Source organism: Polaromonas aquatica (genome assembly GCF_050626995.1).
Lineage (GTDB): Bacteria > Pseudomonadota > Gammaproteobacteria > Burkholderiales > Burkholderiaceae_C > Polaromonas > Polaromonas aquatica_A.
Map to the genome: position 1 here is coordinate 2,892,717 of NZ_CP192467.1, position 14,859 is coordinate 2,907,575.

At 60.1% G+C, this 14,859-nt stretch carries 13 protein-coding genes and 1 tRNA gene; 11 read left to right on the plus strand and 3 right to left on the minus strand.

Annotated elements, in window-relative coordinates:
- Positions 1-39: 39 nt before the first annotated feature.
- The 6 genes from petA (at position 40) to ACQ4MS_RS13795 (ending at position 4,651) form a co-directional block, all read left to right on the plus strand.
- Entirely contained in the window at positions 40-675 is a 636-nt protein-coding gene (gene petA / locus ACQ4MS_RS13770) for a ubiquinol-cytochrome c reductase iron-sulfur subunit (RefSeq protein WP_431095187.1), read from the plus strand.
- Positions 676-803: 128 nt separating this feature from the next.
- Positions 804-2,345 carry a cytochrome b gene (locus ACQ4MS_RS13775; RefSeq protein ID WP_431095188.1) on the plus strand — a complete coding sequence of 514 codons (1,542 nt, stop codon included), beginning with the start codon at positions 804-806 and terminating at the stop codon, positions 2,343-2,345.
- 16 nt (positions 2,346-2,361) lie between these two features.
- Positions 2,362-3,117 (plus strand): cytochrome c1, encoded by a 756-nt coding sequence (locus tag ACQ4MS_RS13780; RefSeq protein ID WP_431095189.1) that lies wholly within the window; start codon positions 2,362-2,364, stop codon positions 3,115-3,117.
- A gap of 87 nt (positions 3,118-3,204) precedes the next feature.
- Positions 3,205-3,816: a glutathione S-transferase N-terminal domain-containing protein gene (locus ACQ4MS_RS13785; protein ID WP_431095190.1), complete on the plus strand. Its 612-nt coding sequence runs from the start codon at positions 3,205-3,207 to the stop codon at positions 3,814-3,816.
- 186 nt (positions 3,817-4,002) lie between these two features.
- Complete coding sequence (locus ACQ4MS_RS13790) at positions 4,003-4,563, plus strand: ClpXP protease specificity-enhancing factor (protein ID WP_431095191.1); 561 nt, start codon at positions 4,003-4,005, stop codon at positions 4,561-4,563.
- A gap of 12 nt (positions 4,564-4,575) precedes the next feature.
- A tRNA-Thr gene (locus ACQ4MS_RS13795) sits at positions 4,576-4,651 on the plus strand.
- A gap of 122 nt (positions 4,652-4,773) precedes the next feature.
- On the opposite strand, the gene ACQ4MS_RS13800 is transcribed toward ACQ4MS_RS13795, so the two are convergent.
- Positions 4,774-5,091 carry a hypothetical protein gene (locus ACQ4MS_RS13800; protein WP_431095192.1) on the minus strand — a complete coding sequence of 106 codons (318 nt, stop codon included), beginning with the start codon at positions 5,089-5,091 and terminating at the stop codon, positions 4,774-4,776.
- A gap of 50 nt (positions 5,092-5,141) precedes the next feature.
- On the opposite strand from ACQ4MS_RS13800, the gene ACQ4MS_RS13805 reads away from it, so the two are divergent.
- From ACQ4MS_RS13805 to ACQ4MS_RS13825, 5 genes are all read left to right on the plus strand, one after another.
- Complete coding sequence (locus ACQ4MS_RS13805) at positions 5,142-6,140, plus strand: M23 family metallopeptidase (RefSeq protein ID WP_431095193.1); 999 nt, start codon at positions 5,142-5,144, stop codon at positions 6,138-6,140.
- A 210-nt stretch (positions 6,141-6,350) separates the two neighbouring features.
- Complete coding sequence (gene secA, locus ACQ4MS_RS13810; RefSeq protein WP_431095194.1) at positions 6,351-9,116, plus strand: preprotein translocase subunit SecA; 2,766 nt, start codon at positions 6,351-6,353, stop codon at positions 9,114-9,116.
- Between the two features lie 59 nt (positions 9,117-9,175).
- Entirely contained in the window at positions 9,176-10,417 is a 1,242-nt protein-coding gene (argJ, locus tag ACQ4MS_RS13815; protein WP_431095195.1) for a bifunctional glutamate N-acetyltransferase/amino-acid acetyltransferase ArgJ, read from the plus strand.
- A 12-nt stretch (positions 10,418-10,429) separates the two neighbouring features.
- On the plus strand, positions 10,430-11,404 hold the full coding sequence (locus ACQ4MS_RS13820) for an ATP-binding protein (protein ID WP_431095196.1): 975 nt from the start codon (positions 10,430-10,432) through the stop codon (positions 11,402-11,404).
- Positions 11,401-11,841, plus strand: coding sequence for an NUDIX domain-containing protein (locus tag ACQ4MS_RS13825; protein WP_431095197.1), 441 nt, complete (start codon positions 11,401-11,403; stop codon positions 11,839-11,841). Before ACQ4MS_RS13820 ends, ACQ4MS_RS13825 begins: the two co-directional genes overlap by 4 nt.
- Before the next feature lie 426 nt (positions 11,842-12,267).
- Here ACQ4MS_RS13825 and ACQ4MS_RS13830 read toward each other — a convergent pair whose 3' ends face one another.
- Entirely contained in the window at positions 12,268-12,942 is a 675-nt protein-coding gene (locus tag ACQ4MS_RS13830; protein ID WP_431095198.1) for a lytic transglycosylase domain-containing protein, read from the minus strand.
- Between the two features lie 25 nt (positions 12,943-12,967).
- Positions 12,968-14,776, minus strand: a complete 1,809-nt coding sequence (locus tag ACQ4MS_RS13835; protein ID WP_431095199.1) for a proline--tRNA ligase — start codon at positions 14,774-14,776, stop codon at positions 12,968-12,970.
- Positions 14,777-14,859: the final 83 nt, after the last annotated feature.

The following is a 14,859-nucleotide window of genomic DNA, read 5'->3' on the forward strand; positions in this document are numbered from 1 at the left end:
CCATCAAGCCTATTTCAAGCCAGTTCTTGAAGGACTCTCATGACCCAAGCAAGCGAAGCAAGCGCGAACGGTGTGCCCCACGGTGCCCCTGTCGATAAAGATAAAAGAAACTGGCTCGTGGCCACCTGCGCTGTAGGCGGCGCAGGCGTTGCAGCTACCGCAATCCCCTTTGTCAGCACTTTCCAGCCCTCCGAAAAAGCCAAGGCTGCCGGCGCGGCCGTCGAGGTGGATATCTCCGGCGTGAAACCCGGCGAAAAAATCACGGTGGAATGGCGCGGCAAGCCCGTCTGGATCATCAAGCGCACGCCTGAGCAGCTTGCCGAGCTGCCCAAGATCGACCCTCTCCTGGCCGACCCCAAATCGGAGCGCAAGCCCGATGAACTGACCCCTGAATACGCCCGCAACGAAAACCGCTCCATCAAGCCGGAAACGCTGGTGGTGGTGGGTATTTGTTCGCACCTGGGCTGCTCGCCTTCCGACAAGTTCCAGCCTGGCGCACAGCCTTCGCTGCCCAACGACTGGGCCGGTGGCTTTCTGTGCCCTTGCCATGGCTCGACCTTCGACATGGCTGGCCGCGTGTACAAGAACAAGCCCGCGCCGGACAACCTGGAAGTACCGCCGCACATGTACCTCTCGGACACCCGTCTGTTGATTGGTGAAGACAAGAAGGCCTGAGCGCTTGCCTTAACCCACGTTAACCAAGCCTCTTTACAAGACCTGTAGCCAGCGCCGCATACGAAGCCGACAGATTCCCGCACGTATCCAGGCGCTTGCCAAAGAACCCCACCGAACCAGGATCAGTTATGGCTGAATTCAAAGAAATTTCCCCCGATGCCCCGCTCGCCATCAAGGCGATGAACTGGGTTGACAACCGGTTTCCCGCCAGCAAGCTCTACAAAGAGCACATGAGCGAGTATTACGCACCGAAGAACTTCAACTTCTGGTACATCTTCGGCTCGCTGGCGATGCTGGTTCTGGTCATCCAGATCGTGACCGGTATTTTCCTCACGATGAACTACAAGCCCGATGCTGCGCTGGCATTCGGCTCCGTCGAATACATCATGCGCGACGTGCCCTGGGGCTGGCTGATCCGCTACATGCATTCCACGGGTGCTTCCGCCTTCTTTGTGGTGGTTTACCTGCACATGTTCCGCGGCCTGCTCTACGGCAGCTACCGCAAGCCGCGTGAGCTGGTCTGGATTTTCGGCTGCGCGATTTTCCTGTGCCTGATGGCAGAGGCCTTCATGGGCTACCTGCTGCCCTGGGGCCAGATGAGCTACTGGGGCGCCCAGGTGATCGTCAACCTGTTTGCCGCGATTCCTTTCATCGGCCCTGATCTGGCGCTGCTGATCCGCGGCGACTACGTGGTGGGTGACGCCACACTGAACCGCTTCTTTGCTTTCCACGTGATCGCTGTGCCGCTGGTGCTGCTGGGCCTGGTGGCCGCGCACATCATTGCGCTGCATGAAGTGGGCTCCAACAATCCCGACGGGGTCGAGATCAAGGGCCCGAACGCACCGAAAGATGCTGCCGGTCACCCGCTGGACGGCATCCCTTTCCACCCGTACTACACGGTGCACGACATTTTTGGCGTGAGCGTCTTCCTGATGATCTTCACGGCCATCATCTTCTTCGCGCCTGAATTCGGCGGCTACTTCCTGGAGTACAACAACTTCATCCCAGCCGACCCGCTGAAGACCCCGGCGCACATCGCCCCGGTCTGGTACTTCACGCCTTACTACTCGATGCTGCGCGCCATCACCGGTGAAATGGCCGGCGCACTGGGCATCATTGCCATCGTCGCTGCAGTGCTTGCCGGCCGCAAACTCTCCGGCATCTTCAAGCCTGCAGTGCTGGTCATCGCCATCGGTGCTGCCCTGCTGCTGGGCCTGCTGCCCTCGATTGCCAACTGGATCGGTCTGGTGATTCCTTCCGCCGGCGCCGGCATTGCCAAGGGACTTGATGCACTTGCCGCACCGCTGGCGAGCGTGCCTTTCTTCGGCGAACTCTGGGGCATGATGGTCAAGGGCATTGACGCCAAGTTCTGGGGTGTGGTGGTGATGGGTGGCGCGGTTGTCATCCTTTTCTTCCTGCCCTGGCTGGATCACAGCCCGGTCAAGTCCATCCGTTATCGCCCTGACTGGCACAAATACATGTACGGCATCTTCGTCGTCAATTTCCTGGTGCTGGGCTACCTGGGCGTTCAGCCGCCATCGGCCATCGGCGAGCGTATTTCCCAGCTCGGCACCCTGTTCTATTTTGGTTTCTTCCTTTTGATGCCGTGGTGGAGCCGTCTGGGTACGCCCAAAACGCCGCCTGACCGTATTGTTTTCCACGGTCACTAAGCAGGAGATAACAACAATGAAAAAACTGATTTTTTCCCTGATCGCGGCCTTCGGCCTGGTTGCCAGCGCACATGCTTCCGAAGGTGGTATTGCCTGGGACAAGGCGCCTGACCGGACCAATGATCTCGGCGCGCTGCAAAACGGCGCCAAACTGTTTGTCAATTACTGCTTGAACTGCCATTCGGCAGCTTTCATGCGCTTTAACCGCCTGAAAGATATCGGCCTGACCGACCAGGAAATCAAGGACAACCTGCTGTTCACCACCGAAAAAGTGGGCGACACCATGAAAGCCGCGATTGACCCGAAGCAGGCCAAGGACTGGTTCGGCGGTAACCCCCCCGATCTGACCGTGATTGCGCGGTCACGCGCCGGCGCCGGCGGCACCGGTGCTGACTACCTTTACACCTACCTGCGTACTTACTACCCCGACGAAACCAAGGCAACGGGCTGGAACAACCTGGCTTTCCCCAGCGTGGCCATGCCGCATGTGCTGTGGGAACTGCAGGGTGTGCGTACCCCCGTGTTTGATGAGAAAGAAGAGCACGGCCATAAAGTGTCCACCTTCAAGGGCTGGAAGCAGGTTACGCCCGGCTCGATGACGCCGTTGCAATACGACCAGGCCATGGGCGATCTTGTAGGTTACCTGCAGTGGATGGCCGAGCCGGCCCAGAACACCCGCATCCGCGTTGGCGTCTGGGTGTTGCTTTTCCTTCTTTGCTTGACCTTTGTTACCTGGCGCCTGAATGCGGCCTTCTGGAAAGACGTCAAGTAATTTTTTTCGCCGGGGTTTAGTCCCCGGCATCTTCTGGAGTGGATGCTTTCAATGTATCCACTCCTTTGCATTTAGGAGTTCCGCACCATGATGGTCCTTTATTCAGGCACGACCTGCCCCTTCTCCCATCGCTGCCGTTTTGTGCTGTTTGAAAAAGGCATGGACTTCGAAATCCGCGACGTTGACCTGTACAACAAGCCCGAAGACATCAACGTGATGAATCCCTACGGCCAGGTGCCCATTCTGGTCGAACGGGATTTGATCCTGTACGAATCGAACATTATCAACGAGTACATCGACGAGCGCTTCCCGCACCCGCAGCTCATGCCCGGCGATCCTGTCGACCGCGCGCGCGTTCGCCTCTTTTTGCTGAACTTCGAGAAAGAGCTGTTCGTGCATGTGAGCACGCTCGAGTCGCGCGCTTCCAAGGGCAACGACAAGGCGCTTGAAAAAGCCCGCTCGCACATCCGCGACCGTCTGACGCAGCTGGCGCCCATCTTCCTGAAAAACAAGTTCATGCTGGGCGACAACTTCTCCATGCTGGACGTGGCGATTGCTCCGCTGTTGTGGCGCCTCGATTACTACGACATTGACCTGTCGAAAAATGCCGCACCGCTGCTCAAGTACGCGGAACGCATTTTTTCGCGTCCGGCCTATATTGAAGCACTGACGCCTTCCGAAAAGGTCATGCGGAAATAATGACCCCCACGCTTGCCACTGCGTGTGCCTTCGGCTGTGCGCTGCCCCTTGCACGAAGAGGAGGGGCGCTGCGCTTGCGGCCCGGTGAAGCCGGTTCCGCGGCCCTCCTGACTGGCGAAGAGAGATCTCTCACGGCCGGTCAAGAGGGTGTCCACGTGATGGTTTGGGTTTAACTTGGCTGAATTCATGAACGCCCTGGACTCCACGTCAACGCGTCCGTACCTGATACGGGCCTTGTACGACTGGTGCACCGACAACGGTTTCACGCCTTATGTGGCCGTGTCGGTGGACGACACCGTCCAGGTGCCGCGCGAGTACGTCAAGAACAACGAGATCGTGCTCAACATCAGTTTTGACGCAACCTCGTCGCTCAAGCTGGGCAACGATTTCATCGAGTTCAAGGCGCGTTTTGCTGGCAGCGCCCGGGAAATCATGGTGCCCATCAGTCATGTGATTGCCATCTACGCCCGTGAAAACGGGCAGGGCATGGCCTTTCCCATGGGCACACATTCAGCCACCGATGCTTCCGGCGCAGAGCCGGGACGTGATGCCGGCCCCGCTACCGCAGGTGATGCGGTACCGCCGGTGGCGACGCCTGCGCACCCCCATGGCACGACGGATGGCTCCGACGGCAAGATCATGCAATTGGTGCCCGAAAGCACATCCGATGCTGGCGATGATGGTTTGGATCCTACAGATCCTCCCAAACCGCCACGCGCACGGCCCTCGCTGAAACGGGTCAAGTAAAATAGCTTTTGTGCCGCTTTAGCTCAGTTGGTAGAGCAACCGCCTTGTAAGCGGTAGGTCGTCAGTTCGATTCCGACAAGCGGCACCATTTATTCCCGATTCTTGCCTTCCCCATGCCATATGGGTATCATGCGCTACGAATTTTGTAGCGATGGTCAGGCAGTTTCGTTGCCCCGTCCGCCCTTGTGATACAGCTGGACGGTGTTGGTACTACCTTTTGTTTATTAGTATTTTGAGTCGAATTGAGGTAACCTTCCAACCCTTGCCTATAAGGCGGGCTTGGATGAGAGGCAATAGTTGTCGGATTTTTGCTGCGGCCGCATTGCCGCTGACCAGCAGGCACCAGGTCTCACCATCAATCGGTCCGGCCTGTACGGCAGGGCGCAAAGCCGCAGGGAGAAGCGACTCAATGGCTTTAAGCCTGTCGCTGGATTCCTGGACGAGTTCCGTCAGCCGTGCCAGGGAAGGGGAGTTTCCAGCGGCCTGGTACACGGAGAGCGCTTGGGGAAGGCGCCGGTTTGAGGTCATGATGTGCGGTGCTCGGCCATGAGAGCGCAAGCTTTATACGAGGTAGACAAGTGCATTTGATTATCACGGATGCGTGGCTGGCGAAAAGCCGGGCCATCTATTTAAGCGGTACAAAACTGGTTCTCGCGGGCTTTGTCGCCGCATTGGCCCTCATGCTTGTAGCCGCTGGTCTTTACCACTGGGTGTTTCTCAAGGGCGCCCGTGAAGGCTGGCCGGTCATTGGCTCGCTGGTCAAACTCATGGTCAAGGATGAATTCGACCAGCGCGACCGCTTCATGCGTGAAAACCTTGACGTCATGGCCAAACGGGTCGGTGAAATGCAGGCCAAGATGATGCAACTGGAGGCACTCGGCGAGCGGGTCTCTGGCCTGGCGGGCGTCAGCCCCAACGACATCAAGGTGGCGCCAGGTCGCGGCGGTGTCTTGGTGGCCGGTCCTTCGTTGACCATGGAAGAGTTGCAGTCCACGCTGGCGGACCTGGACAAGCTGACGGACCAGCGGGTGGACCTGATGACTGTGATGGAGTCGCGCCTGTTTGACCAGAAGATCAAAAAGATGATGGTTCCTACCCAGGAGCCGGTGGCCGGTGGCAATTTGGGCTCGCCTTTTGGCTGGCGCATTGATCCGATGAACGGCCGTTCCGCGTTGCACACGGGCCTCGATTTCCCGTCTGAGCCGGGCACGACCATCCTCGCGGCAGCCGGCGGTGTGGTCGTCACACAGGAATACCACCCGGCCTATGGCAATATGGTCGAAGTTGACCACGGCAATGAACTTGTCACGCGTTATGCCCACGCGTCACGTGTGTTGGTCAAAAAAGGCGATCTGGTCAAGCGCGGCCAGAAGATCGCAGAAGTCGGCACCACCGGTCGTTCCACTGGTCCGCATCTCCATTTTGAGGTTCTGGTCCAGGGTGTTTTCCAGGATCCGCAAAAATTCCTCACCGCGGGGCAGAAACTGCCTGGACCGCTGGTGGCATCCACCGCCGTGCGGCCTCCGATTCCGGCTCCCGCAACTATGCAGCTTCCGCAACAGCCCCGCCCTCATTAGGTGAGGCTGTGCCCGCCGTGCAGCATGCACGGCTTCTCACTCTGGCTGCGGTTTTATCCCGAATAGCCGTGCAACTCCCTGGCAGAGTTAAAATCAGAGGTTTGGGCCCAGTTGAAGTAACTGTTGGCGCCCACACCTAGGTTCCGTACACAAAAAGGGATTTCGGCCGCATTGCCAGCTCATGGGAGCGGCCAGGGCGGCCTCGCATTTATGGCCTCCAACATCCTGACCAAAATTTTCGGCAGCCGCAATGACAGGCTGCTTAAAACCTACCGCAAAACCGTTGATCGCATCAATGCGCTGGAAACCCAGTACGAGAAGCTCGATGACGACCAGCTCCGTGCCAAGACACAGGAATTCAAGGACCGTGTGGCTGCGGGCGAGGAACTCGATGCCATCCTTCCTGAAGCCTTTGCCGTAGTTCGCGAGGGCAGCAAGCGTGTCATGAAGATGCGCCACTTTGATGTGCAGATGCTGGGCGGCATGTCGCTGCACAACGGCAAGATTTCAGAAATGCGCACCGGCGAGGGCAAGACCCTGACCGCTACGTTGCCGGTCTACCTCAACGCGCTGACCGGCAAGGGCGTGCATGTGGTGACGGTCAATGACTACCTGGCCAGCCGCGACGCACGCTGGATGGGCAAGCTCTACAACTTCCTGGGCCTGACGGTCGGCATCAACCTGCCCAACATGTCGCGCGAGGAAAAGCAGGCAGCCTACGGTTCCGACATCACTTACGGCACCAACAACGAGTACGGCTTCGACTACCTGCGCGACAACATGGTCTACGAAGTGGCAGACCGCGTACAGCGCGGCCTGAACTACGCCATCGTTGACGAGGTCGATTCGATCCTGATCGACGAAGCCCGCACGCCGCTCATCATCAGCGGCCAGGCCGAAGACCACACCGAGATGTACCTGGCGATGAACAAGGTCGTGCCCATGCTGACCCGCCAGGAGGGTGAAGCCGACCCGCGCACCGGCGAAGGCGTGACCAAGCCCGGCGACTACACCATCGACGAGAAAACCCACCAGGTCTTCCTGACTGAGCAGGGCCACGAAAATGCAGAGCGCCTGTTGTTCAACCTGGGCCTGATCCCCGAAGGCGCCACGCTGTACGACCCGGCGAATATTTCGCTGATGCACCACCTGTACGCAGCGTTGCGCGCCAACCTGCTCTATCACCGTGACCAGCACTATGTGGTGCAGGACGGCGAAGTCGTGATCGTTGACGAGTTCACCGGCCGCCTGATGTCGGGCCGCCGCTGGAGCGACGGCCTGCACCAGGCCGTTGAGGCCAAGGAAGGCGTGCAGATCCAGGCTGAAAACCAGACCTTGGCATCCATCACCTTCCAGAACTATTTCCGCCTCTACGGCAAGCTGGCCGGCATGACCGGTACCGCAGACACCGAGGCCTACGAATTCCAGGAGATCTACGGCCTCGAAACCACGGTCATTCCGCCCAACCGCGTGAGCCGGCGTGACGACCAACTGGATCGCGTCTACAAAACCACGCGCGAAAAATACGAAGCTGCGATCAAGGACATCCGCGAATGCTATGAGCGCGGCCAGCCGGTATTGGTCGGCACCACATCGATCGAGAATTCCGAGATCATCGACCAGCTGCTGAACAAGGAAAACCTGCCGCACCAGGTGCTCAACGCCAAGCAGCATGCCCGCGAGGCGGACATCGTGGCGCAGGCCGGACGTCCCAAGATGATCACCATCGCCACGAACATGGCGGGCCGTGGCACCGACATCGTTTTGGGTGGAAATGTAGAGAAGTTGATTGAGGCCGTTGAAGCCGATGAGTCGCTCGACCTGGCTGCGAAAGAAACGGAAATTGCCCGCCTGCGCGCGGTATGGAAAGAAGAGCACGAACAAGTCACGGCACTGGGCGGCTTGCGCATCATCGCGACGGAGCGCCACGAATCACGCCGTATTGACAACCAGCTGCGTGGCCGTTCGGGCCGCCAGGGTGACCCTGGTTCGTCGCGCTTTTATTTGAGTCTGGACGACCCGTTGATGCGCATCTTCGCGGGCGACCGCGTCAAGGCCATCATGGAGCGGCTCAAGATGCCTGACGGCGAGGCCATTGAGGCGGGCATAGTGACCCGCAGCATCGAATCCGCCCAGCGCAAGGTCGAAGCCCGCAACTTCGACATCCGCAAGCAGCTGCTGGAATACGATGATGTCGCCAATGACCAGCGCAAGGTGATCTACCAGCAGCGCAACGACATCATGGATGCGGCCAACCTGCAGGCCCAGATCGCTTCGCTGCGCGAAGGCTGCTTCACCGACCTGGCACGGCAGTACATACCCGTTGAAAGCGTTGAAGAGCAGTGGGACCTGGCGGGCCTGGAAAACGTGCTGCGTGATGAGTGGCAGATTGAGTTGTCCCTTCGCCAGGAGCTGGAGACAGCTACGGCCATCACCGATGACGATGTGGTGGAAAAAGTCATTGCTGCGGCCAACGCCGCATTCAATGACAAGGTTGAAAAGATCGGCGAAGAAAACTTCACGCAGTTCGAACGCGTTGTACTGCTGCAAAGCATCGACAGCCATTGGCGCGAACACCTGAGCGCCCTCGACTACCTGCGCCAGGGCATCCACCTGCGCGGCTACGCACAAAAGCAGCCCAAGCAGGAATACAAGCGCGAAGCTTTTGAACTCTTCGGTCAGTTGCTGGACAGCGTGAAGAACGAAGTCACCAAGGTGCTGATGACGGTGAAGATCCAGTCGGGTGAGCAGCTCGAGCAGGCGGCCGAGGAAATGGAGAGCCGCGCTGAGAAAATCGCCAACGTCACCTATACCGCGCCGACCGAAACCGGCGAAGTGGAGACGACACAGGACGAGGAGTCGCAGCGCCGCTCACAGGCCATGCCGGCAAGTGCGGTACCTCGCGCTGGTCGCAATGATCCTTGCCCTTGCGGCTCCGGCAAGAAATACAAAAACTGCCACGGCCGATTGAACTGAACGCCGCCGCCTTGCGCTGACACTGCCGACTTAACCCTGATTTTCCGGAGTCCTGGAACATGCCCGTCAATCTGGTTGCCACCCCCGCTGCAGACCTTTACCCTGTTCCTGGCGTACGCTGGGGCATCACGGAAGCGGGCATCCGCAAGGCCAATCGCAAGGACCTGTCCGTGTTGTTGCTGGACGAAGGCGCTTCGGTAGGCGCCGTCTTCACGCAAAACCGTTTCTGCGCAGCACCGGTCCAGATCTGCCGTGAGCACCTGGCTAAAAATGACGGCAAGACAGCGGGCATACGTGCCATGCTCATCAACACCGGCAATGCCAATGCCGGCACCGGTGACGATGGCCTGAGCCGCGCGCACGCCAGTTGCATTGCGCTGGCCCGGCTGCTGGATCTTGCGCCTGAACAGGTCCTGCCGTTTTCCACCGGTGTCATCATGGAGCCGTTGCCTAACGACCGCATCGCAGCGGGCCTGCCAGCCGCACTGGAAGCTGCCAAAGCCGACAACTGGGGGAATGCCGCTGAAGCCATCATGACGACGGATACCGTCGCCAAGGCGTTCTCCGCGCGCGTAAAAATTGCAGGCGCCGACGTCACCATCACCGGCATCAGCAAGGGCGCCGGCATGATCCGCCCCAATATGGCCACCATGCTCGGTTTCATGGCAACGGATGCCTGCGTTGCCCAGCCGCTCATGGCGCAATTGGCCACAGAACTGGCTGAGGGTTCCTTCAACCGTGTGACGGTCGATGGCGATACCTCGACCAACGATTCTTTCGTCGTGATGGCCACCAACAAGGCGAAACACCCGCCCATCACTTCGCTGGACAGCGCAGAAGGCAAGGTCCTGCGCGCTGCCATGATGGACATTGCCAAAAAGCTGGCCCAAGCCATCGTGCGCGACGGCGAAGGCGCGACCAAGTTCATGACTATCCGGGTCGAAGGCGGCAAGACGGGCGAAGAGTGCCGCAAAGTGGCCTACGCCATTGCGCATTCGCCGCTGGTGAAAACCGCCTTCTTCGCCAGCGACCCCAACCTCGGCCGGATCCTCGCAGCCGTCGGTTATGCCGGTATTGACGACCTGGACCAGACGAAAATTGACCTGTACCTGGACGACGTGCTGGTCGCCAAAAACGGCGGCCGACATCCCGGCTACGTTGAAGCCGACGGCCAGCGTGTGATGAAGCAGAGCGAGATCACCGTACGCGTGGCGCTGGGCCGGGGCGATGCAGCCGACACCGTGTGGACCTGCGATCTCTCCTACGATTACGTCAAGATCAACGCGGATTACCGCAGTTAATCAGCACTCCGCATGAACGAGCAGTTTGAACGCCTGATCACCCGCGTCGAGTCCCTGATGGCGCGGATTGAATCCGTGCTGCCGCAGCCGCTCACCGCACCCGACTGGAGTGCTTCGATTGCCTACCGTTACCGCAAGCGCAGCTCCGGCCACGGCTCGCTGGAGCCGGTGCGCCACATCGGCAACATGAGCCTGGGCGACCTCAAGGAAATCGAGGACCAGAAGAAAAAAATCAGGCGCAACACCGAGCAGTTTGTCAGCGGCAAGCCCGCCAACAACGTGCTGCTGACCGGCGCGCGCGGCACCGGCAAGTCTTCCCTGATCAAGGCCTGCCTCAATGAATATTCGGCGCGCGGCCTGCGGCTGATCGAGGTCGACAAGGCCGACCTGACCGACCTGCCGGACATCGTCGATGTGGTGTCCGGGCTGCCCGAAAAATTCATCGTCTTTTGCGACGACCTGAGTTTTGAAGAAGGTGAGCCCGGCTACAAGGCGCTCAAGTCCATCCTGGATGGTTCCGTGGCAGCGGCTACGCCCAACGTGCTGATCTACGCGACCAGCAACCGGCGCCACCTGCTGCCTGAGTACATGACGGAAAACCTCACTTACACCCACGGTGACGACGGTGAGGTGCACCCCGGCGAGGTGGTCGAGGAAAAGATTTCATTGTCCGAGCGATTCGGCCTCTGGGTCAGCTTTTATCCTTTCACGCAAGACGAATACCTGACCATCGTCGCGCAGTGGCTGTCGTCTTTTGGCGTGGGCCCCGATGCGATTGCGGCCGCGAAACCCGCTTCCCTGGTCTGGGCGCTGGAGCGCGGCTCGCGCAGCGGCCGCGTGGCATACCAGTTCGCCCGCGACTACGCCGGCCGCGACAGCGCCAGCCGGCCCGTGGCGGCGGCGCCCATCGCGGCGTATGAGCGGCCGGGTGCCGCGGCCGCTGCTGCGTCGCCCGACGGTGACCACGCGCCCGACCATTCGACATGAGCGTGCTGGTCGCCGACGGCGAGCGCCCGCGCGAGGGCGGTTCCGACCGCAAGGTGGTCGACGTGGCTGTCGGTGTGCTGATCCGGCCGGACGGCGATTTCCTGCTGACCTCACGCCCACCCGGCAAGGTGTACGAAGGTTATTGGGAATTTCCCGGCGGCAAGCTCGAGGCCGGCGAAACCGTTGAACAGGCCCTGCGCCGCGAACTGCAGGAAGAAATTGGCGTCACCATAGGCGCCGCCCAACCCTGGAAAGTCGAGATGGTCGACTACCCCCATGCCCTGGTGCGCCTCAACTTCTGCAAGGTCTTCGACTGGACGGGCGAACTCCACATGCACGAGGGCCAGTCGTTTGCCTGGCAAAACCTGCCGGTGACGGTGCAGCCGGTGTTGCCGGGCACGGTGCCCGTGCTGGACTGGTTTGCCGCAGAAAAATAGAACACCCCCGTTCAGGCTCACTTCGTGTAGCCTGCTCCCCCCTTGCAGGGGGCGGCGCCTCCAGGCCGGCAAAGCCGGACCTGCGGCCCCTGCTGGTAGAGTAAGGTGCTATCAATTCAATAGCTGCTTGCGCACGTCTCTATTGGGCTGAGGCGCTATTTGATGCCTGAAATCGGATTTTGACGTTGTTTTTCAGCCGAGACGACGGGTTTTGCGGCCATTTTGGCGCCCAAAAAGGGTTTTGAGCCTCTTTTTCCCCATGAATAATGCCCATAACCCAATACTGGTGAGCGCAAGCAGCTATGAATTTAATAGCGGTGAACTGCTTTACCAGCAGGGGCCGTGGATCTGGCTTTGCCAGTCCGCAGGCGCCGCCCCCTGCAAGGGGGAGCAGGCTACACGCAGTGAGCTTGAACGGGGGTGTACCTAATACTCCCAGGCTTTGCTGGCCCCCATCACGGCATTCGGGTAGGGCGACTTGCCCCGCGAGCCGTTGTAACGGCCCAGGCCCATGAAGAGGTCGCCGCGTTCCCGGTCCAGGTAGTGGCGCAGGATCACGCAGCCAAAGCGCAGGTTGGTCTGCATGTGAAAAAGTTTGGAAGGGTCGCCGTCGCCAATCACGCGCGTCCAGAAGGGCATGACCTGCATGTAACCGCGCGCGCCGACGCTGCTCACGGCGAACTTGCGGAAGTTGCTCTCGACCTGGATCAGGCCCAGCACCAGTGTGACGTCCAGCCCGGCACGCCGGCTTTCGTACCAAACCGTCTGCAGGAATTCCTTGCGAATCTGCCATTCCGGTTTCTTTTTCTTCAGCCGCTCGCTCATCGCACCCAGCCAGCGCAGGTAGGCGAGGCGGCTTTCGGTGTCCTTGAACTCCGGAATGGGCGGCGCCTGGTTGGCAATGGCCGAACTCAGTGCGGTGCGGACGGAGTCAATCAAGGGCTCCTCAATCTGCGCGCCGGCGCTGGCTTGCTCCGAAATCAATAGCTGGCTGCCCAGTATTGGCAAGGACAGCACGCATTTTCTTCTTGAAATCAACCCGGCTCTTGCAAGGGAAGCCGGGCCGGATGCGGGCACATTCACGGTATCTGCGAAAGCCATGCCGATGTCAAAGCGGGCAACACGATCAGCGTGGCTGAAGCGCCAGCTTTCCCTTGAGGAAATCGAAGGCGCCAGCAGCGTCGATCTTGCTGGATGCCGCATCGCGGCGGTGCTGGTATTCGAGCTGGCCATCCTTCAGCCCGCGGTCGCCGATGGTGACGCGGTGCGGCACGCCAATCAGTTCCCAGTCGGCAAACATGGCGCCGGGGCGCTCACCGCGGTCGTCCAGGATGACGTCCACGCCGGCCGTCAGCAGCTCGGCATAGAGCTTGTTGGCCGCCGCCTCGACTTCGGGAAAACGGTCGGGGCTGATGGGGCACAGCACCACAGTGAATGGCGCAATCGCGTCGGGCCAGATGATGCCGCGCTCGTCGTGGTTCTGTTCGATAGCGGCAGCTGGCAGCCGTGTGATGCCGATGCCATAGCAACCCATTTCCAGGAATTGCGGCTTGCCGTTTTCGCCGAGGAAGGTGGCGTTCATGGCCTGGCTGTATTTGGTGCCGAGGTAGAACACATGGCCGACCTCGATGCCGCGCTCAATCACCAGTGCGCCCTTGCCGTCGGGCGAAGGGTCCCCGGCGACCACGTTGCGGATGTCGGCCACCAGTTCAGGCTCGGGCAGGTCGCGGCCCCAGTTGACGCCGGTGAGGTGAAAGCCGTCTTCGTTTGCCCCGCATACCCAGTCACTCATCGCCGCAACTTCGCGGTCCACAACAAGACGAACTCGCGGCTGGGGAACAGGGTTTGCAACAACAGAGTCATCCGTTGGCATGGCCTGATGTATCAATTCTTGAGGCTTGCCGATAGGGCCGAGATATCCAGGCCGGCAACCGAAATTTTGTTCAATCTCAGGCAACGTAGCGAAACGGAAACCTGAGAGACCGGGCACTTTGCCAACCTTAATCTCGTTCATGTCGTGGTCACCGCGTAACAGGAGCAGCCATATTTGGGATTGAACGCCAAACTCATCATCTAAATCTGTAGCGAGCACCAGCGACTTGACTGTGGAAGCGAGTGGGATTCCCAGCAGCCCGGCCACATCGGCGCAGGTGGCTTTGCCGGGCGTTGGCGTCTTGGCCATGGCCTGCGACGCCGGCTTGCGTGCCCCCTGGGGCGCAAGCGCCTCGGCTTTTTCCATGTTGGCTGCGTAGTCGCTGCCTGGGCAATAGACGATGGCGTCCTCGCCAGTCGCGGCGATCACCTGGAACTCTTCGCTGAGGTCGCCGCCAATGGCGCCGCTGTCTGCCGCGACAGCGCGGTAGGTCAGGCCGAAGCGGTCAAAGATCTTGCGGTAGGCCGCGGCCATGACCTGGTAGCTCGCCTTGGCGCTGGCCTGGTCGCGGTCAAAGCTGTAGGCGTCCTTCATGATGAACTCGCGCCCGCGCATCAGGCCGAAGCGCGGGCGGCGCTCGTCGCGGAACTTGGTCTGGATCTGGTACAGGTTTTTTGGCAGCTGTTTGTAGCTCTTGATGTCCTGGCGCATTACGTCGGTGACGACTTCCTCGCTGGTCGGCTGGACGACAAAGTCGCGGCCGTGCCGGTCCTTGATGCGCAGCAGTTCGGGCCCCATTTTTTCAAAGCGGCCGGTTTCCTGCCAGAGCTCGGCCGGCTGGACGACCGGCATGGTCATTTCAATGGCTCCGGCGCGGTTCATTTCCTCGCGCACGATGGCCTCGACCTTGCGGATCACGCGCAGCCCCATGGGCATGTAGTTGTACACGCCGGCGCCCAGTTTCTTGATCATGCCGGCCCGCATCATGAGCTGGTGGCTCACGACTTCGGCGTCGGCAGGCGCTTCCTTGAGGGTGGAAATAAAGAACTGGGAGGCTTTCATGGGCGGTTTTCGGGGATTCCGGGGTTGGAAAAGGGAAAGAAGAAGGGCAGAGGAGGGGCGGGAAGGGTGCTGAAGCCCGCCGT

Bases quoted from the DNA above. Each gene is read 5' to 3' on its own strand.
- ACQ4MS_RS13830 (WP_431095198.1), bottom strand. From the start codon at position 12,942: ATGGCTTTCGCAGATACCGTGAATGTGCCCGCATCCGGCCCGGCTTCC.
- ACQ4MS_RS13825 (WP_431095197.1), top strand. From the start codon at position 11,401: ATGAGCGTGCTGGTCGCCGACGGCGAGCGCCCGCGCGAGGGCGGTTCC.
- ACQ4MS_RS13835 (WP_431095199.1), bottom strand. From the start codon at position 14,776: ATGAAAGCCTCCCAGTTCTTTATTTCCACCCTCAAGGAAGCGCCTGCC.
- ACQ4MS_RS13775 (WP_431095188.1), top strand. From the start codon at position 804: ATGGCTGAATTCAAAGAAATTTCCCCCGATGCCCCGCTCGCCATCAAG.
- ACQ4MS_RS13820 (WP_431095196.1), top strand. From the start codon at position 10,430: ATGAACGAGCAGTTTGAACGCCTGATCACCCGCGTCGAGTCCCTGATG.
- ACQ4MS_RS13780 (WP_431095189.1), top strand. From the start codon at position 2,362: ATGAAAAAACTGATTTTTTCCCTGATCGCGGCCTTCGGCCTGGTTGCC.
- ACQ4MS_RS13785 (WP_431095190.1), top strand. From the start codon at position 3,205: ATGATGGTCCTTTATTCAGGCACGACCTGCCCCTTCTCCCATCGCTGC.
- argJ (WP_431095195.1), top strand. From the start codon at position 9,176: ATGCCCGTCAATCTGGTTGCCACCCCCGCTGCAGACCTTTACCCTGTT.
- ACQ4MS_RS13800 (WP_431095192.1), bottom strand. From the start codon at position 5,091: ATGACCTCAAACCGGCGCCTTCCCCAAGCGCTCTCCGTGTACCAGGCC.
- ACQ4MS_RS13790 (WP_431095191.1), top strand. From the start codon at position 4,003: ATGAACGCCCTGGACTCCACGTCAACGCGTCCGTACCTGATACGGGCC.
- petA (WP_431095187.1), top strand. From the start codon at position 40: ATGACCCAAGCAAGCGAAGCAAGCGCGAACGGTGTGCCCCACGGTGCC.
- secA (WP_431095194.1), top strand. From the start codon at position 6,351: ATGGCCTCCAACATCCTGACCAAAATTTTCGGCAGCCGCAATGACAGG.